We start from the raw sequence: 18,079 nt of genomic DNA on the forward strand, positions 1-18,079 counted from the left end.
CCGCGAAGAGCGCGAAGAGGGGACGATTGGCGATGAGCGCTTGCGCGAAGAGAGGACAATAATCGACCGCGGCGTCGGTGAACCCGACCACCTGCAACGGCTGTGGACGCCACACCGGATGAGCTACATCGCCGAGTCGCCGATGAAGGCCGGGTCGGCGGGGTCAGCGAAATCCACGCAGCCGTTCACCGACATCCCCACGATGCCCGACGAGGAAGGCCTGGTCGTCGCGCGCGGCGAGTCCGTCTACATCGTGCTCAACCTGTACCCCTACAACCCGGGGCACTCGATGGTGGTGCCCTACCGGCGGGTCTCCGAGCTGGAGGACCTGAACCCCGATGAGAGTTTTGAGCTGATCTCGTTCACCCAGAAACTGATTCGGGTGATCAAGTCGGTGTCCCGGCCGCACGGCTTCAACGTCGGGCTCAACCTGGGCCAGTCGGCGGGCGGTTCGCTGGCCGACCATCTACACATGCACGTCGTCCCGCGCTGGAGCGGGGACGCGAACTTCATCACGATCATCGGCGGCTCGAAAGCGGTGCCGCAGTTGTTGCGCGAGACTCGTGAACTGCTGGCGACGGAGTGGGCGAAACAGCGGTGAGCAACTTCTACCTGATGACGCGCGCGGCGTACGAGAAGCTCAGCACGCCCATCGCCAAGGGCGCGCTACGGGCCGGATTCACGCCCGACAGCATCACGATCCTCGGCACCGCGGGTTCGGTGCTGGGCGCGCTGACGCTGTACCCGATCGGCCAGTTGTGGTGGGGCTCGGTCGCCGTGTGGCTCTTCGTACTCGCCGACATGCTCGACGGCGCGATGGCCCGTCAGCGCGGCGGCGGCACCCGTTTCGGCGCCGTGCTGGACGCCACTTGCGACCGGATCAGCGACGGCGCCATCTTCTGCGGACTGCTGTGGTGGGCCGCGTTCGGGCTGCGGAGCACTTCGCTGGTGGTCGCGACCGCGATCTGCCTGGTGACGTCGCAAGTCATCTCCTACATCAAGGCGCGCGCCGAAGCCAGCGGGTTGTCCGCGGAGGGCGGTTTGATCGAGCGTCCGGAGCGGCTGATCATCGTGCTGGTCGGAGCGGGGCTGTCCGGGTTGTTCGGCGTGGTGTGGCTGCTGCACGTCGCGATGTGGACGCTCGCGGTGACCAGCCTGGTCACGCTGGGCCAGCGGGTACACAGCGTGCGCACCTCACCTGGCGCGATGGACAAGATCACCAAGCGCGACGGGGCGGGCACCGGGGACGAGACCGAGGCGAACGAACCGTGACCAGCACACCCTCCGGGCCGACGGCGGTATTCGCTAACCCGTTGGGTGGCTGGATCACCGACTGGGGGTACGCCGCGGGCTGGCGGCTGGTCCGCGCGATGCCGGAATTCGTGGCGCGCAACGCTTTCGAGGCCGGTGCACTCTACGCGGCGCGTGGTGGCGGGCCGGCTCAATTACGCAAGAACCTGGCCCGTGTCGTCGGCGTACCGCCCGAACAGGTGCCGGATGCGCTGATTCGTGATTCGCTGGCCTCGTACGCCCGATATTGGCGGGAGGCGTTTCGGTTGCCGACGATGGACCATGAGGCGCTCGGCCGCGAACTCGTCGTGGACGATATCGAGCGCCTGTGGGCCGCCCTGGACGCAGGCCGCGGTGCAGTGCTGGCGTTGCCGCACAGCGGCAACTGGGACATGGCCGGGGTGTGGCTGGCGCAGAACTACGGCACCTTCACCACTGTCGCCGAACGGCTCAAGCCGGAGTCGCTGTACAACCGGTTCGTCGCGTACCGGGAAGGCCTCGGCTTCGAGGTCGTTCCGCTGACCGGGGGTGACCGGCCCCCGTTCGAGGTGCTCGCCGACCGCCTGCGCGACAACCGGCCCGTCTGCCTGATGGCCGACCGCGACCTGAGCCGCAGCGGGGTGCAGGTGAACTTCTTCGGCGAACCCACCCGTATGCCGGCGGGCCCGGCCAAGCTCGCGATCGCCACCGGCGCGGCGCTGTTTCCGGTGCACTGCTGGTACGAGCGCGACGGCTGGGGCATGCGGGTGTATCCCGACGTCGACACCTCGTCCGGCGACGTCACCGTCATCACCCAGGCGCTGGCGGATCGGTTCGCGCGCAACATCGCCGCGCACCCGGCCGACTGGCACATGATGCAACCGCAGTGGCTGGCCGACCTGCCCGCGGCCCGGCGCGCGAAGCTGGAGGCCGGCTAGTGCGCATCGGCATGGTCTGCCCCTATTCGTTCGACGTGCCCGGCGGCGTGCAGTCGCATGTGCTTCAGCTGGCCGCGGTGATGCACGACCGCGGCCACGACGTCAGCGTGCTCGCGCCGTCGTCGCCGGGAATGGCGTTGCCCGACTACGTGGTTTCGGGCGGCAAGGCCGTGCCGATTCCGTACAACGGATCGGTCGCGCGGCTGCGGTTCGGGCCCGCCACGCATCGCATGGTCAAACGGTGGTTGGCCGACGGCGACTTCGATGTGCTGCATCTGCACGAGCCAAACGCGCCGAGCCTGTCGATGCTTGCGCTCAACATCGCCGAGGGCCCGATCGTCGCGACGTTCCACACCTCGACGACGAAATCGTTGACCCTCACCGTGTTCGAGCCGATCCTGCGGCCCATGCACGAGAAGATCGTCGGCCGCATCGCGGTGTCGGACCTCGCGCGGCGCTGGCAGATGGAGGCGTTGGGCAGTGACGCGGTCGAGATACCCAACGGCGTCGACGTGGCGTCGTTCGCCTCCGCGCCGCTGCTCGACGGCTACCCGCGTGCGGGCAAATCGGTGCTGTTCCTGGGCCGTTTCGACGAACCCCGCAAGGGCATGGCCGTGCTGCTTCGCGCGCTGCCGAAGCTGGTGAAGCGGTTCCCGGACGTCGAAATCCTCGTCGTCGGCCGCGGTGACGAGGACGAGCTGCGCGAGGATGCCGGTGACCTGGCCGCACATCTGCGCTTTCTCGGTCAGGTCGAGGATGCGGCCAAGGCCTCGGCGATGCGCAGCGCCGACGTGTACTGCGCGCCGCACACCGGTGGCGAGAGTTTCGGCATCGTGATCGTCGAGGCGATGGCGGCGGGCACCGCGGTGGTGGCCAGCGACCTCGACGCGTTCCGGCGGGTGCTCGCCGATGGGGTGGCTGGGCGCTTGGTCCCGGTCGACGATGCGTCGGCATTGGCCGACGGGTTGATCGAGGTGCTGGCCGACGACGGGCTGCGCGAGCGCTACATCGAGGCAGCGACGCAAGCGGTCCGACGCTACGACTGGTCGGTGGTGGCCCGGCAGATCATGCGGGTGTACGAGACGGTCTCCGGTTCGGGAGCCAAGGTGAGGGTGGCCGGCGGTGAGAGCGGCGGCAACGCCAAGGCCGCGAGGGCGGCACGGACGGCGCGGACAGGGAAGGCGACCGGAGGCGTCCGGTGATCACCTGGATCGTGGTGATCACGCTCGCGGTGCTGCTCGTCGTGATCCTGGCGATCGGCGCGTGGGCGTTGCAGACCGCCAACCGGCTGGACCGGCTGCACGTCCGTTACGACCTGTCCTGGCAGGCACTCGACGGCGCATTGGCCCGCCGTGCCGTCGTCGCACGGGCGGTCGCCGTCGACGCCTACGGGGACGGTCCGGAAGCGAAGCGGCTGGCGGCGCTGGCCGACGCGGCCGAGCGGGCACCGCGAGCTGCGCGTGAGGCCGCCGAGAACGAACTGTCCGCCGCGCTGGCGATCGTGGACCCGGCGTCGCTGCCGCAGCCGCTGATCACCGAAATGGCCGACGCCGAAGCGCGGGTGGTGCTGGCCCGCCGCTTCCACAACGACGCCGTGCGCGACACCCTTGCGCTGCGCGAACGGCGTGCGGTGCGCATCTTGCGGCTCGGCGGAACCGCGGCGCTGCCAACGTATTTCGAGATCGTCGAGCGGCCTGAAACCGCCCCGGAGGTCGGTCGCCGGTGAGCTGGCGCACGTCGGCGCGGGTGGTGCTGCTCGATGAGTCCGGTGCGGTGCTGCTGCTCAGTGGCTCGGATCCTTCGACGGTCGACGCCCCGCGCTGGTGGTTCACCGTCGGTGGCGCGGTGGAGCCGGGCGAGAGCCTGGCCGACGCCGCGGCGCGCGAGATCGGGGAGGAGACCGGTCTACGGGTGGCCGCCGCCGACCTCGTCGGTCCGCTGTGGCGCCGTCAGGCGGTGTTCGAGTTCGCCGGCGCGGTGATCCGCAGCGAGGAGTTGTTCTTCGTGCACCGCACCACCCGGTTCGAGCCGTCGACGGGAGGCCACACCGCCCTGGAACGGCGCACGATTCACGGCCACCGCTGGTGTGATGAGACAATGATCCGAGAGCTGGTCGCCAACGGCGAAACCGTCTACCCGCTGCAACTCGGCGAATTGCTGAAAGACGCCAATGCGTTCGCCGACGCGCGCGGGGGCGGTCCGCGCCAGCAGTTGCAATCGATCCGCTGACTTGCGGAATCAATACATTTGCGACCGCGTTTAGACTGGATCAGTAGCGATTCGGAGGAGATAGCAGTGGATACCGCACCTAACGGGTCGGTGACCCAGACCGGAACCGCCCGGGTGAAGCGCGGCATGGCGGAGATGCTCAAGGGCGGCGTGATCATGGACGTCGTCACCCCGGAGCAGGCGCGCATCGCCGAGGGCGCCGGTGCAGTGGCGGTCATGGCGCTCGAACGGGTGCCCGCCGACATCCGCGCCCAGGGCGGCGTCGCGCGGATGAGCGATCCCGATCTCATCGAGGGCATCATCTCCGCGGTCACCATCCCGGTGATGGCCAAGGTTCGCATCGGCCACTTCGTGGAGGCCCAGATCCTGCAGAGCCTCGGCGTCGACTACATCGACGAGTCCGAGGTGCTCACCCCCGCCGACTACACCCATCACATCGACAAGTGGAAGTTCACCGTGCCGTTCGTGTGCGGTGCGACCAACCTGGGCGAAGCGCTACGGCGCATCACCGAGGGTGCGGCGATGATCCGCTCCAAGGGCGAGGCCGGCACCGGCGACGTGTCCAACGCGACCACGCACATGCGTCAGATCGGCGGCGAGATCCGCCGGCTGACGTCGTTGTCGGAAGACGAATTGTACGTCGCGGCAAAGGAATTGCAGGCGCCGTACGACCTCGTCGTCGAGGTGGCGCGGGCCGGCAAGCTGCCGGTGACGCTGTTCACCGCGGGCGGTATCGCGACCCCGGCCGACGCGGCGATGATGATGCAACTGGGCGCCGAGGGCGTGTTCGTCGGCTCGGGCATCTTCAAATCCGGTGACCCCGCCGCGCGCGCGGCCGCGATCGTCAAAGCGACCACGTTCTACGACGATCCCGACGTGCTCGCCAAGGTGTCGCGCGGCCTGGGCGAACCCATGGTGGGCATCAACGTCGAGGACGTCGCAGCCCCACACCGGCTCGCGGAGCGAGGCTGGTAAGACTTCCTAGATGGCGATCGAACAGATCCTCGACCTCGAGCAGCTCGAGGTCAACATCTACCGTGGCAGCGTCTTCAGCCCCGAATCCGGTTTCCTGCAACGGACTTTCGGCGGACACGTCGCCGGACAGTCACTGGTTTCGGCGGTGCGAACGGTCGATCCGACGTTCCAGGTGCATTCGTTGCACGGATACTTCCTTCGTCCAGGCGACGCCAAGGCGCCGACGGTGTACATCGTCGAGCGGCTGCGCGACGGGGGCTCCTTCATCACCCGCCGCGTCAACGCCATTCAGCACGGCGAGACGATCTTCTCGATGTCGGCGTCCTTCCAGACCGACCAGAGCGGAATCGAGCACCAGGACGCAATGCCCGTGGCGCCGCCGCCCGACGACTGCCCGGGGCTGACCGAGATCAAGGCGTTCGACGACGCGGGCTTCAACCAGTTCGCCGAGTGGGACGTCCGCATTGTTCCGCAGGAGAAGATGACCCTGCTGCCCGGCAAGGCTTCTCAGCAGCAGGTGTGGTTCAGGCACCGGGACCCGCTGCCCGACGACTACGTGCTGCACATCTGTGCGCTGGCCTACATGAGCGATCTCACCCTGCTGGGTTCGGCGCAGGTGCATCACGCCGACAAACGCAGGCATCTGCAGGTGGCCTCGCTGGATCACGCGATGTGGTTCATGCGCCAGTTCCGCGCCGACGAATGGCTGCTCTACGACCAATCGTCGCCGTCGGCGTCGGGCGGCCGCTCGCTGTGCCAGGGCAAGATCTTCAACCAGTACGGCGAGATGGTGGCGGCGGTCATGCAGGAGGGGCTCACCCGCTACAAGCGCGACTACCGGCCGTGAGCGCTCGGCATGTCGGCGTGCTCGCTCTGCAGGGGGACACCCGCGAGCATGTGGCCGCGCTGCGCGAAGCGGGCGCGGAGGCGTCGACCGTGCGGAGGGTGCGTGAACTGGAGGCCGTCGACGCGCTGGTGATTCCCGGCGGGGAGTCCACCGCGATGAGCCACCTGTTGCGCGAACTCGACCTGCTGGAGCCACTGCGGTCGCGGTTGGCCGACGGGATGCCGGCCTACGGATCGTGCGCGGGGATGATCCTGCTCGCGTCGGAGATCCTGGACGCGGGGGCGCCCGGCCGGGAGGCCATACCGTTGAAGGGGATCGATATGACGGTGCGGCGCAATGCGTTTGGCCGTCAAGTGGATTCGTTCGAGGACGACATCGAGTTCGGCGGCGTCGACGGCCGGGTGCACGCGGTGTTCATTCGGGCGCCGTGGGTGGAACGTGTCGGTCCCGGGGTCGAGGTGCTGGGCGAGGCGGCCGGGCACATCGTCGCGGTGCGCCAGGGCAAGCGGCTGGCGACGGCGTTTCATCCGGAGATGACCGGCGACCGCCGCATCCACAAGCTGTTCGTCGACATGCTCTAAGACGCGATTTGTGGAGCCGCACCGGCGGTGAGCGCCGCTAACACTCCACAAATCGCCAAAGAGGATCAGCGGATTTCGAGGCCGGTGACAGCGCGACCGATTACCAGGCGCTGGATCTCGCTGGTGCCCTCGAAGATCGTGAAGATCTTGGCGTCGCGGTGCATCCGTTCGACCGGATACTCGCGGGTGTAGCCGTTGCCGCCGAGGATCTGGATCGCCTCGTCGGTGACGTACACCGCGGTCTCGCTCGCGACCAGCTTGGCCATCGAGCCTTCGGCGTTGTCGAACGGCTTGCCGTTGCGGGCCATCCAGCCGGCGCGCCACACCAACATCCGGGCGGCGTCGACGCGGGCCTTCATATCGGCCAGCTTGAATGCGATCGCCTGGAACTCGCCGATCTTGCGGCCGAACTGCTCACGTTGGCGGGCGTATTCGAGTGCGTACTCGTAGGCCGCGCGGGCCACGCCGACCGCCATCGCGCCGACGCTGGGGCGCGTGCGCTCGAACGTCGCCAGCGCCGCCTGCCCCTTGGCCTTCTTGCCCTCGCGCACCCGCGCGATGCGTTCCTCGAACTTGTCTCTGCCGCCGACGATCAACCCGCCGGGGATGCGCACGTCCTCGAGTACCACCTCGGCGGTGTGTGAAGCGCGGATGCCGTGCTTGAGGAACTTCTGACCCTGCCGGAATCCGGGTGTGTTCGGCGGGATGATGAACGTGGCCTGTCCGCGCGTGCCGAGTTCGGGATACACCGACGCGACCACGATGTGCACCTCGGCGATTCCGCCGTTGGTGGCCCAGGTCTTCACACCGTTGAGGACCCACTCGTCCTTGGCCTCGTCGTAGCGGGCGCGGGTGAGGATGGCGCCGACGTCGGAACCTGCGCCCGGTTCGGACGAACAGAACGACGCCACCTTCGGCTCGTTGACGGTGCCGAACATCTGCGGCAGCCATTCGGCCATCTGCTCGGGAGTTCCGTTGGCGGCCAGTGATGCCGCCGCCAGGCCGGTGCCCAATATGGACAGTGCGATGCCCGCGTCGCCCCAGAACATTTCCTCGAAGACCACCAGCATGCCGAGGCCGGACGGCTCCGCGGCCTGCTCGGCGAACATCTCCATCGAGTACAACCCGACCTTCGCGGCCTCCTGAATGATCGGCCACGGCGTCTCTTCGCGTTCGTCCCACTCGGCGGCGGCGGGCCTGATGACGTCGGCGGCGAAATCGTGTACCCAATCCCGGATGTGGACGAGATCGGGCGACAGCTCCAGGGAGAAGGACATGAAGCAATACCTTACTCCAGAGTAAGATAGCTGCGAAGTACTGTGTCCGAGGTAACAGCACTTCTGAGAGAACTCGCATGACGATGGTCGAAGTGGAGCCGCAGCCGCGCATCGACACGATCGCGCGGCTCGCGAGCGGCGGCGACGCCCGGCGCACCGAATACGTCGGAACCGCCTGGTTCGACGGCAAGCCCATCGTGTCGGGCCTCATGCTGCGCCGACCGCCGAGCACACCCAAGGGCATCCGCACGCCGAACTTCTCGGTGTCGTTTTTCATTCCGGACAGCCTCGCGTACGACCGGGCCGCGCTGGGGAGCCCAACGCTGTCCGTCTCGGTCGTCCTGCGGGCCGCGGGGGAGACGGGGGCGATCGTCGACGCCGCGGCGACGTTCACCGACGACCCGTCGGGCGCACCGACATGGCTTCAATTGCACGTTCATGGTCACCTGGGTTGGCCGGCCGCCGTGGGCTACCGCGTCGTCGCGCTGACGTCGCCCGACGCTGTTCGGTAGGGCGCAAACGTCCACGTAGACTCGTCGGGCGGACTGAGCACACGAACTTGGCGCACGAACAGCGCACGGAGAGGTACTACCTGCATGAGCGGCCATTCCAAGTGGGCCACCACCAAGCACAAGAAAGCCGTCATCGATGCCCGCCGCGGCAAGATGTTCGCCAAATTGATCAAGAACGTCGAGGTCGCGGCCCGCGTGGGCGGCGGCGACCCGGCGGGCAACCCCACGCTGTACGACGCGATCCAGAAGGCCAAGAAGTCGTCGGTGCCCAACGACAACATCGAAAGGGCCCGCAAGCGCGGCAGCGGTGAGGAAGCCGGCGGCGCCGAATACCAGAACATCACCTACGAGGGCTACGGCCCCAACGGCGTCGCGGTGCTGATCGAATGCCTCACCGACAACCGCAATCGAGCGGCCGGAGAGGTCCGCGTCGCGATGACCCGCAACGGCGGCAACATGGCCGACCCCGGATCGGTGTCCTATCTGTTCTCCCGCAAGGGCGTCATCATGCTGGAGAAGAACGGCCTCACCGAGGACGACGTGCTGATGGCGGTGCTCGAAGCCGGGGCCGAGGACGTCAACGATCTCGGCGACTCCTTCGAGATCCTCTGCGAGCCAAGCGATCTCGTGGCGGTACGGACCGCTCTGCAGGACGCCGGCATCGACTACGAGTCGGCCGAGGCCGGATTCGAGCCGTCGGTCACCGTGCCGCTGGACGTCGACGGCGCACGCAAGATCATGAAGCTGGTCGACGCGCTCGAGGATCTCGACGACGTCCAGGACGTCTACACCAACATCGACATCCCCGACGAGGTCGCGGCCGAACTCGACAACGACGACTAGAGAGTCGAACAGTCGAGGCTCAGCGGCTGCCGTTGGACCGCACGAGCTCGTCGTCCTCGCACTCGATGGTGTGATCGAACGCCTTGGCGCGTTCCTCGGCTTCGGGGCTTCCGGAGAACATCCCCGCCGCGACGCGTTTGGTCTCGCCGGCGACTTCGCGGTCGGTCCGTGCTTCCGGGGCCGGCGCTGCGGGTTCGATGCGCTGGATGGGCACCACGCCGCCGGTGCGCTGCACCCAGTCGACCAGGCCTTCGCGCACCGCGCACTGAAGGTCGAACAGCGCGCCGGCGTTGCGCGCGCTGACGACGATCCGCACTCGCACCACACCGCCGACCGCGTCGGTCACCTGCAACACGCCGCGTCGGCCGTCCCAGAGGTCACTCTCGGCGAGGAGGCGGTCCAACTCGGCACGCATGTCGTTGAACGGGACGTTGAAATCCACGTCGAACTCCACGGCGCCCATGATCTCGGTGGCGCTGCGGGTCCAGTTCTCGAACGGCTCGGTGGTGAAGTAGGTGGACGGCAGCACGAGCCGGCGTTCGTCCCAGATTCGTACGACGACGTAGGTCAGCGTGATCTCCTCGATGCGGCCCCACCACTGGCCGTTCTCGAGCTGAACGATGTCGCCGACGCGGATCGCGCCGGAGAACGCGATCTGCATACCGGCGAACACCGCGCCCAGCGACGTCTGTGCAGCCAGGCCGGCAACCACGGACAACACCCCCGCAGAGGCGAACACCGTGGTGCCGATGTCGGAGAACGACGGGAACGTCATCAAGATCGCGGCGCCGCCGAGGATGACGACGATCGCGATCGCGAGCCTGCGCAGCACCGTGACCTGTGTCCGCACCCGGCGCCACAGCCGGTCGGCGTCGGAAATCTCCTCAGCACCGCCGCCGTAGCGGGCGATCATGCGCTGTTCGGCGACGCGGACAAGACCGGTGAGCAGCCAAGTGATCGAGGCGATCAGCAGGATCAGCAACCAGTGATCCACCCACCCGCGCCACGAGTCGGCGGTGTCGGAGGTTCGTCGGACCGCGATCGTCGCCGCGAGCACCATCAGCAGCAGGCGCACGGGCTTTCGGGTGAGCACCTCGATGTCCTTGATCAGCGCGCTGCGGCGACTGATCCGCGCCATCAGCCAGGTCAACACCACCCCGAACACGTACACGGCGGCGATTGCTCCGGCTGCCCAGGCCAAGGTGACGGCGATGTTGCTTGCGGTCTGCAGTTCGGTCTCGTCCGGCATGGGATGAGGTCAACTCCACGAATCGGGAACACGGTCTCTCCGCGACGGTAGCGGCGGGCCCGCCCGCCGTCACATCACGATCGGCGAGGGCGTGTCCCTACCGGGCGTCGTCCTCCCGGGCGGCTAAGCTCTCGAACAAGTGTTCACAGAAGGGCATGGCGTGCGGGTGATGGGAGTCGATCCCGGGTTGACGCGCTGCGGGCTGTCCGTCATCGAGGGCGGCAAGGGCCGGCAGGTCATCGCGTTGGATGTCGACGTGGTACGGACCCCGTCCGGCGACCCGCTGCACCGGCGCCTGCTGGCGATCAGCGACACCGTCGAGTACTGGATGGACACGCACAAGCCCGACGTGATCGCGATCGAGCGGGTGTTCTCCCAGCAGAACGTGTCGACCGTGATGGGCACCGCGCAAGCCGGCGGCGTCATCGCACTCGCCGCCGCCAGGCGCGACATCGACGTGCATTTCCACACGCCGAGCGAGGTCAAGGCGGCGGTCACCGGCAACGGCAACGCGGACAAGGCCCAGGTCACCGCTATGGTGACCAGAATCCTTGCGCTACAGACCAAACCGACACCGGCAGACGCCGCCGACGCGTTGGCGCTGGCGATCTGTCATTGCTGGCGGGCACCGATGATCGCCCGGATGGCGGCGGCGGAGGCTCTCGCCGCCGAACAGCAACGCAAGTACAAAGCGACGCTCAAGGCGAAAACGAAGGCGGCACGATGATCGCATCCATCCGCGGTGAGGTTCTCGACATCGCGCTCGACCACGTCGTGATCGAAGCGGCCGGGGTGGGCTACAAGGTGATGGCGACCCCGTCGACGCTGGCCACGCTGAGACGCGGCACCGAGGCCCGGCTGATCACCGCGATGATCGTGCGCGAGGACTCCCAGACGCTGTACGGCTTCGCCGATGCCGACGCGCGTGACCTTTTCCTCACGCTGCTCGGGGTTTCCGGCATCGGACCGAGCATCGCACTCGGGGCGTTGGCGATGTATGACGGGCCCACCCTTCGCCAGGCCATCGGCGACGGCGACATCACCGCGCTGACCCGGATCCCCAAGGTGGGCAAGAAGACCGCCGAATTCATGGCGTTGAGCCTGCGTGACAAGGTCGGCATGAGTTCACTGGCGGGGGCCGCAACGGTGAACGGGCATTCGGTGCGCGGTCCGGTGGTGGAAGCGCTTGTTGGACTTGGATTTGCGGCCAAGCAGGCCGAGGAGGCCACCGACAAGGTGTTGGCCAACGAGCCCGAAGCCTCTCAGTCGACTGCATTGCGGGCGGCGTTGTCCATGCTGGGGAACAAATGAGCCGGTTCACCGACGACGACGCCGAGTCCGAGGACCGTGACGTCTCCCCGGCGCTGACCGTCGGTGAGGGCGACATCGACGCCAGCCTGCGGCCGCGGTCGCTGGGCGAGTTCATCGGCCAGCCCCGGGTCCGGGAGCAGCTGCAGTTGGTCATCGAGGGCGCCAAGAACCGCGGCGGCACACCGGATCACATCCTGTTGTCGGGCCCGCCGGGCCTCGGGAAGACCTCGCTGGCGATGATCATCGCCGCCGAACTCGGGTCGTCGCTGCGGGTCACCTCCGGTCCGGCGTTGGAGCGCGCGGGCGACCTGGCGGCGATGCTGTCGAACCTCGTCGAGCACGATGTGCTGTTCATCGACGAGATCCACCGCATCGCCCGACCCGCCGAGGAGATGCTCTACCTCGCGATGGAGGACTTCCGTGTCGACGTCGTCGTCGGCAAAGGCCCTGGCGCCACGTCCATTCCGCTCGAGGTCGCGCCGTTCACGCTCGTCGGGGCGACCACCCGGTCCGGCGCGCTGACGGGCCCGCTGCGGGACCGTTTCGGTTTCACCGCTCATATGGACTTCTACGAACCCGCCGAACTCGAGCGGGTGCTGGCGCGCTCGGCGGGGATCCTCGGCATCGAGTTGGGTTCGGATGCGGGGGCCGAGATCGCACGTCGTTCGCGCGGCACACCGCGCATCGCCAACCGCCTGCTGCGCCGGGTCCGCGACTACGCGGAGGTGCGCGCGGACGGGGTGATCACCCGCGATATCGCCAAGGCGGCGCTGGAGGTCTACGACGTCGACGAACTCGGGCTGGACCGCCTCGACCGGGCCGTATTGTCCGCGCTGATACGCAGTTTCGGCGGCGGGCCCGTCGGCGTCTCGACGCTGGCCGTCGCCGTCGGCGAAGAGGCGACCACCGTCGAGGAGGTCTGCGAGCCCTTCCTGGTGCGGGCCGGGATGCTCGCACGCACCCCCCGCGGTCGCGTCGCCACCGCGCAGGCGTGGACGCATCTCGGCATGACGCCGCCGAGCGGTGTCGGTGGTCTCGGGCAGGTCGGCCTGTTCGACTGAGGAGGACGGCGATGGGAAGCGGCACGATCAGGCTCGGCGGAATACTCGGCGTTGCCTCCGCAGGCGTCGTGGTACCGGCGTTTTTGGCCGGCTCTCCGGAGACGCCGAACGACGCCAACAGTGTCCAGGCCTATTTCGACGACGCCGCTACGTTTCTCACCGTCAACGGCACGCTGCCGTTGCTGCACTTATTGTTCGGTCTGCTGTTCCTCGGCGTGCTCGTGTCGATGCTGCGGTCGGCCGCCGGGCCGACGGGCGCGGTGTACACCGCCGGGCTCGGCGGGGCGGTATTTCTGTCCCTGACCGCTGCCGGACTGGCCGCCGAGGTCGCCGTGCCGGCCGCCATCGTGCGGTTCGACGACATGACCGTGACGGCCTACGCTCAACCGTTCCTGGACTTGGCGGTCTGGCTGTACCACTACAGCCATATCGGTTCTGCGGCACTCATATTCGCCACCGCATACATCGTCTGGCGCACCGGCGTGCTGCCGAAGTGGTCGGCGGCGCTGGCGGTGCTGGGCGTGCCGGCGTTGCTGCACACCTGGATCGGCCTGCCGGCCGCGTACAGCGTGATCGTGTGGATCGCGCTGACCGGGCTGTTGATGCTGGCGATCCCGCCGGTCGTGCATGTGGAAAGTGTCGGCGCGTGATGCGCCGCATGTTCGGCGAGCGGCCTACACCAGTCCCAGCAACTCCAGATCGGTGACGTACTTGACGATGACGCCGCGGGTCACGTGCGGAATGTCCTTGTCCGGGCCGATCTTCGCGTCCTGAACCGCCGTCCGGAAACGCTCGGTCGGCGCGATCGACCCCCTTATCGGAGTTTCCGGTCGCTGATAGTTGTGCAGCAGCGGAAGCAGCGACGCCTGACGTTGCCGTTCGGGCAACGCGCGGACCGCGGTGTCGAACCGGTGCAGCCAGGTGGCGTAGTCACCGACACGTTCGATCCGATATCCCGCGTCGATGAGCCAGTCGACGAACTCGTCGAGGCCGAGACCGTCGTCGTAGGGGTTCATCACGTGATACGTCTCGAACGCCGCAGCGGGTGCATGGCCCACCTGCTCGCCCAGCGTCGAGATGGCCTCGGCGATGAACTCGACCGGCAGCCCGTCGTAGTGCGCCCGCTGCCGGTTGCCGTCGCCGTCGACCTCGTAGAACGAGAACGGCGCGATACCGGTCGCAACCAGGCTGAGAATCAACCGGGTGAACATGTCGGGCAGGTTGAGCTGGCCCGCATAGGTGGTGTCCGCCAGGATCATGTCGCAGCGGAACACCGACACCGGCAACCCGCTGAGATCGTGCGCCTCGCGCAGCAGTACCTCGCCCGCCCACTTGCTGTTGGAGTAGCCGTTGGCGTAACTGTCGTCGACCTTGCGCGTCGCGCTGATCACCCGGATGTCGCCGTCCTCGGTGAACCGGCCGGGCGTGATGCCCGCGCCCACCCCGATCGTCGAGACGTAGACGAACGGCTTGATCTTCGTGGTGAGCGCCAGGCGGATGAGCTCGGCGATGCCGACGACGTTGGGGCCGAACAGTTGGCTGTAGGGCAGCACGTGGTTGACCAACGCGGCCGGGTCGACGATCAGGTCGACGGTGTCGGCCAGCCGCTGCCAGGTGTGCCGATCCAGGCCGAGGTCGGCTTCGCCCTTGTCGCCGGCGACGACCTCGAGGTGCTCGGCAGCCAATTCCCGGTAGTGCCGGAGCAATTCGGGATCACCCGAGTCGAACGTGTCGTCCAACCGTGCGCGCGCCGACGCGTCGTCCTTGGCCCGAACCAGGCAGATCACCTTGCCGTCGACCATTTCCATCCGCTCGAGCCATTCGAGGGCCAGATACCGGCCGAGGAAACCCGTCGCGCCGGTCAGCAGCACCGTGCGCACCTCGGAGGCCGGACCGGGCAACGACGGTGCCGCCGCAAGCGTCTCGGCGTCGACGAACTTGTCCAGCGTGAGGTCGCCGGCGTGGGCTTCGACGGTGTCGCGGCCGTGCACCGATGCGAACGTCGGGCGCACGGAGCCGCGCCGGGCCGCCTCGACGTACTCCGCCAGCGCCGTCAGGTCGTTCGCCGGGCTGACGATGACGCCGACCGGCACGTCGATGTCGTAGATCTCGGTCAGCAGATTGCCGAAAGTCAACGCCGACAGCGAATCACCGCCGAGATCGGTGAAATGCGCATCGGGCTGCACGTCGGCTGCCGCGGCGCCGAGGAGCGCAGCTGCGGCGCGGCTGACGGTCTCGATGACGGGTCGGTCGGAGCCGTGAAGGCGCAATTCGCGCAACTCGCCGGCCTGGCTGTCGGCCAGCTGAGTGTAGAGCTGTTCGAGCTGCTCGCCGTAGCGCTCCTTGAGTTTCGGGCGCGCGAACTTGCGAATACCGGTGAGCAGACCGTTCTCGAGCGTGAACGGCGTTGTCTCCACGATGAAGTCGCGCGGGATCTCATAGGACTGCAGTCCCGCGGTCCTGGCCACGTCCTGCAGGGATTCGGTGATCGCACTCTTCAGCGAGGCATCGCCGTGGCGGGCGAGCGCATCCTCGGTCGGCACGATCACAGCGAGCAGGTACGAGCGAGCGCTGTTGCCGTAGACGAAGATCTGGCGAACAAGCGGGCTGGTGTCGAACGCCGCTTCGAGTTTGGACACCGTGACGAACTCGCCCTGTGACAGTTTGAGCACGTTGTTGCGCCGGTCGAGGTAGGCCAGGCGGTCGGGGCCCAATTCCGCGACGACGTCACCGGTCCGGTAGTACCCGTCGGCGTCGAACACCTCCGCGGTGGTCTCCGGGCGCTTGTAGTAGCCCGGGAACATGGTCTCGGACTTGATCAGCAATTCGCCTCGCGGATGAGGCCGATCGGTGCGGAAGTAACCGAGATCTGGGACGTCGGCGAGCTTGTAGTCGATGACCGGCGGCCGGGCCACCTGCCCGTCGACGAACACCGCGCCGGCTTCGGTCGAGCCGTAGCCGTCGGTCAGGTGCAAGTCGAGCAGGGATTCGACAAACGCCGTCATCTCGGCCGAAATCGGCGCGGAGCCCGTCATCGCGGAAACGAACCGGCCGCCGAGCAGGTTCTGACGTAGATCGGTTAGGACTTCGGTCTCGGCGGTCCCGCGGTCGACGCCGGTGGCGGTTCGGCGGTCGACCTCGCTTTGGAACTGTTGGAAGATCATGTCCCAGACCCGCGGGACGAAGTTCAATTGGGTGGGCCGCACCAACGCGAGGTCATTCAACAACGTCGAAAGATCGCTTCTGGCAACGAAATAACCGATGCCCCCGGCGCCCAGCGTCGCGTATAGGATGCCGCGGCCCATCATGTGACTCATCGGCATGAAGTTCAACGTGATCGACGGAAGCGCTTCTCCGGCACCCCATGTGGCCATGCTCGATCGACGCCAGGAGCCCGCCACCATCTTGGCCAGGTACATCGCGCCCTTCGGCGTTCCTGTGCTGCCCGAGGTGTAGATCAGCAGCGCGAGGTCGTCGTCGCCGAAGTCGAACGGAGTCGGAGTCGGCAGTGCCCGGCCGCGAGCGAGCGTGTCGCCCAACGTCTCGACCACGACGTCGGTTTCGGCCAACCGGGATCGCGCGGCCGTAAGTGTGTCGCGGTGGTCATCGAGTTCTGCGTGATAGTCGAACACCATCAGTCGCTGCGGGAGGTGACCGGTGAGCATCACCTCGACGGCGTCGTCGAGGAGATCGACGCTCGAGGCGATCGCGACGGGCTCGGTTTCGGCGGCGACGGGCCGCAGTTGTCCGACCGGGGCGCTGGTCTGCAAGGGCACCGAAACCGCGCCGACACGCAGCAGTGCCATGTCGATGGTGGTGTAGTCGATGCTGGTGAAGCCGAGAATGGCGACCCGATCACCGGGCTGGACGCCGTTGTGCGTCAGCGCGGCGGCGACGGCGTCGACGCGGTCGGACAGTTCGCGATAGGTGATGGTGTCGAACCGCGGAAGCAGTTGCGCAGATGTCCTACCTGTATCGGCATCGGTGACGAACTCGACCGCGCGTTGTCCGAGCGCTGGCCGGTCGGCGTAGGCGTCGAAGATCGTGTGGAGAACACGGCGGAGGGTCAGGTCCGACGCTTCGATCGCGTGGGCGATGTGTTCGTTCGGTTGGGCGGCGGCGAACTGTGGATCGCTGGCGAACAGGTGGGAGATGCGGCGGGCCAACCTTGTTTCACGAATATCAGAAGTCATCACGGAATCTTTCGAAGAGCATGGATATGAGGGGCGCGCCGTTGCGTCCACCAATTACATCGTTAGTAAAACTAATTGTATTCCTGATGCTCGCCGGCCATGCGACCGGCCTTTGCGTCTGACGTAGCGCCTGGTCAGCGAATCGCCGGGACGGCCGCTTCTGGGGTTGAGCGCCCGGCGAGCACTTCCACCGCGGCGGTGGGGTCGGGCACGGCGATCAGCAAGTCGCGCGTCGCCGTCAAGGCTTCGGTGGATGGTTCGACCCCGCCGACCGCGTCGGCGAGGTCGAGCAGGTGCACCGTCGCCTCCATCAAGGCGGTCTCGGCGACGACCGCCAACGTGGTGCTGCCGATGAACGGATACGCGATCACGATGTCCGCCGGCATCGGGGTGGCGCGCAGGATCTGCGTGCATTCGGTGAACCGGTCGGAGGCGGCCTGCGGGGTCAGGCCTGCGGCTTCGGACGCGGCCGCCTCGGCGAGGCTCTCGGCGTTCGTGTTGGCAACCCCGTCGGGCTCGTTGAAGCGGCGCAACAGGACTGCCGCATCGGTGACCGCGGCGGGCCCTCCGATGACCGCGTCGGCGAATCGGTCGAACATGGCCGGTTCGGGGGTGACGTGGGCGAGCAGGGCCGCCACGTCCCAGCCGGCGCAGCGGGTCGGCGCCGCCCACTCCTGCGCTGTCAGCTGCGCGCACCGGTGTGCCCAGCGGTCCCACGCGTCGGCCAGAACGCGGCGGGCTGCGTCACCGTCGAGTCGCATAGGGCCAAACGTAGCCAAACACCGGTTACGGGG

17 protein-coding genes and 1 pseudogene are annotated in these 18,079 nt (G+C 67.5%); 14 read left to right on the forward strand and 4 right to left on the reverse strand.

The genetic code is table 11. The features are described from left to right. Positions 1-25 precede the first annotated feature (25 nt). The 8 genes and pseudogenes from AU188_RS16065 to pdxT all read left to right on the forward strand — a co-directional run bounded on the left by AU188_RS16065 (position 26) and on the right by pdxT (position 6,839). Positions 26-601, forward strand: coding sequence for an ATP adenylyltransferase (locus AU188_RS16065; RefSeq protein WP_172799525.1), 576 nt, complete (start codon positions 26-28; stop codon positions 599-601). Continuing rightward, positions 598-1,272 (forward strand): phosphatidylinositol phosphate synthase, encoded by a 675-nt coding sequence (gene pgsA / locus AU188_RS16070; RefSeq protein ID WP_059164781.1) that lies wholly within the window; start codon positions 598-600, stop codon positions 1,270-1,272. The genes AU188_RS16065 and pgsA overlap by 4 nt, the downstream gene beginning before the upstream one ends. Further along, entirely contained in the window at positions 1,269-2,207 is a 939-nt protein-coding gene (locus AU188_RS16075) for a phosphatidylinositol mannoside acyltransferase (RefSeq protein ID WP_059164659.1), read from the forward strand. The genes pgsA and AU188_RS16075 overlap by 4 nt, the downstream gene beginning before the upstream one ends. Continuing rightward, on the forward strand, positions 2,207-3,409 hold the full coding sequence (locus AU188_RS16080) for a glycosyltransferase family 4 protein (RefSeq protein ID WP_059164660.1): 1,203 nt from the start codon (positions 2,207-2,209) through the stop codon (positions 3,407-3,409). Before AU188_RS16075 ends, AU188_RS16080 begins: the two co-directional genes overlap by 1 nt. Continuing rightward, positions 3,406-4,436: pseudogene (locus AU188_RS16085) on the forward strand (NUDIX hydrolase). The gene AU188_RS16080 and the pseudogene AU188_RS16085 overlap by 4 nt, the downstream one beginning before the upstream one ends. Positions 4,437-4,502: 66 nt before the next feature. After that, the gene (gene pdxS, locus AU188_RS16090; protein ID WP_059164661.1) at positions 4,503-5,411 is read left to right on the forward strand and encodes a pyridoxal 5'-phosphate synthase lyase subunit PdxS; all 909 of its coding nucleotides are present in this window, start codon (positions 4,503-4,505) and stop codon (positions 5,409-5,411) included. A gap of 10 nt (positions 5,412-5,421) precedes the next feature. Next, entirely contained in the window at positions 5,422-6,258 is an 837-nt protein-coding gene (gene tesB, locus AU188_RS16095; RefSeq protein ID WP_059164662.1) for an acyl-CoA thioesterase II, read from the forward strand. After that, entirely contained in the window at positions 6,255-6,839 is a 585-nt protein-coding gene (gene pdxT / locus AU188_RS16100) for a pyridoxal 5'-phosphate synthase glutaminase subunit PdxT (RefSeq protein ID WP_059164663.1), read from the forward strand. Before tesB ends, pdxT begins: the two co-directional genes overlap by 4 nt. A gap of 65 nt (positions 6,840-6,904) precedes the next feature. On the opposite strand, the gene AU188_RS16105 is transcribed toward pdxT, so the two are convergent. Further along, positions 6,905-8,116 carry an acyl-CoA dehydrogenase family protein gene (locus AU188_RS16105; protein WP_059164664.1) on the reverse strand — a complete coding sequence of 404 codons (1,212 nt, stop codon included), beginning with the start codon at positions 8,114-8,116 and terminating at the stop codon, positions 6,905-6,907. Between the two features lie 77 nt (positions 8,117-8,193). On the opposite strand from AU188_RS16105, the gene AU188_RS16110 reads away from it, so the two are divergent. After that, positions 8,194-8,628: a hypothetical protein gene (locus tag AU188_RS16110; RefSeq protein WP_059164665.1), complete on the forward strand. Its 435-nt coding sequence runs from the start codon at positions 8,194-8,196 to the stop codon at positions 8,626-8,628. 84 nt (positions 8,629-8,712) lie between these two features. Next, positions 8,713-9,471: a YebC/PmpR family DNA-binding transcriptional regulator gene (locus AU188_RS16115; RefSeq protein ID WP_059164666.1), complete on the forward strand. Its 759-nt coding sequence runs from the start codon at positions 8,713-8,715 to the stop codon at positions 9,469-9,471. A 19-nt stretch (positions 9,472-9,490) separates the two neighbouring features. On the opposite strand, the gene AU188_RS16120 is transcribed toward AU188_RS16115, so the two are convergent. Continuing rightward, positions 9,491-10,720 (reverse strand): mechanosensitive ion channel family protein, encoded by a 1,230-nt coding sequence (locus tag AU188_RS16120; RefSeq protein ID WP_059164667.1) that lies wholly within the window; start codon positions 10,718-10,720, stop codon positions 9,491-9,493. A gap of 160 nt (positions 10,721-10,880) precedes the next feature. On the opposite strand from AU188_RS16120, the gene ruvC reads away from it, so the two are divergent. Genes ruvC through AU188_RS16140 form a run of 4 tightly spaced genes read left to right on the forward strand, consistent with a single transcriptional unit; the run spans position 10,881 to position 13,742 of the window. Continuing rightward, on the forward strand, positions 10,881-11,447 hold the full coding sequence (gene ruvC, locus AU188_RS16125) for a crossover junction endodeoxyribonuclease RuvC (protein ID WP_059164668.1): 567 nt from the start codon (positions 10,881-10,883) through the stop codon (positions 11,445-11,447). Beyond that, positions 11,444-12,031, forward strand: a complete 588-nt coding sequence (ruvA, locus tag AU188_RS16130) for a Holliday junction branch migration protein RuvA (protein WP_059164669.1) — start codon at positions 11,444-11,446, stop codon at positions 12,029-12,031. The genes ruvC and ruvA overlap by 4 nt, the downstream gene beginning before the upstream one ends. Then, positions 12,028-13,092, forward strand: a complete 1,065-nt coding sequence (gene ruvB / locus AU188_RS16135; RefSeq protein ID WP_059164670.1) for a Holliday junction branch migration DNA helicase RuvB — start codon at positions 12,028-12,030, stop codon at positions 13,090-13,092. Before ruvA ends, ruvB begins: the two co-directional genes overlap by 4 nt. An 11-nt stretch (positions 13,093-13,103) precedes the next feature. Then, the gene (locus AU188_RS16140) at positions 13,104-13,742 is read left to right on the forward strand and encodes a hypothetical protein (RefSeq protein ID WP_059164671.1); all 639 of its coding nucleotides are present in this window, start codon (positions 13,104-13,106) and stop codon (positions 13,740-13,742) included. A 24-nt stretch (positions 13,743-13,766) separates the two neighbouring features. Here the strand turns inward: AU188_RS16140 and car are convergent, their stop codons facing one another. Both car and AU188_RS16150 read right to left on the reverse strand, forming a co-directional pair. Further along, on the reverse strand, positions 13,767-17,285 hold the full coding sequence (gene car, locus AU188_RS16145) for a carboxylic acid reductase (RefSeq protein WP_059164672.1): 3,519 nt from the start codon (positions 17,283-17,285) through the stop codon (positions 13,767-13,769). A gap of 134 nt (positions 17,286-17,419) precedes the next feature. Further along, the gene (locus AU188_RS16150; RefSeq protein WP_059164673.1) at positions 17,420-18,046 is read right to left on the reverse strand and encodes a maleylpyruvate isomerase N-terminal domain-containing protein; all 627 of its coding nucleotides are present in this window, start codon (positions 18,044-18,046) and stop codon (positions 17,420-17,422) included. Positions 18,047-18,079: the final 33 nt, after the last annotated feature.

The organism is Mycobacterium sp. IS-3022 (assembly GCF_001500065.1).
Classification (GTDB): domain Bacteria; phylum Actinomycetota; class Actinomycetes; order Mycobacteriales; family Mycobacteriaceae; genus Mycobacterium.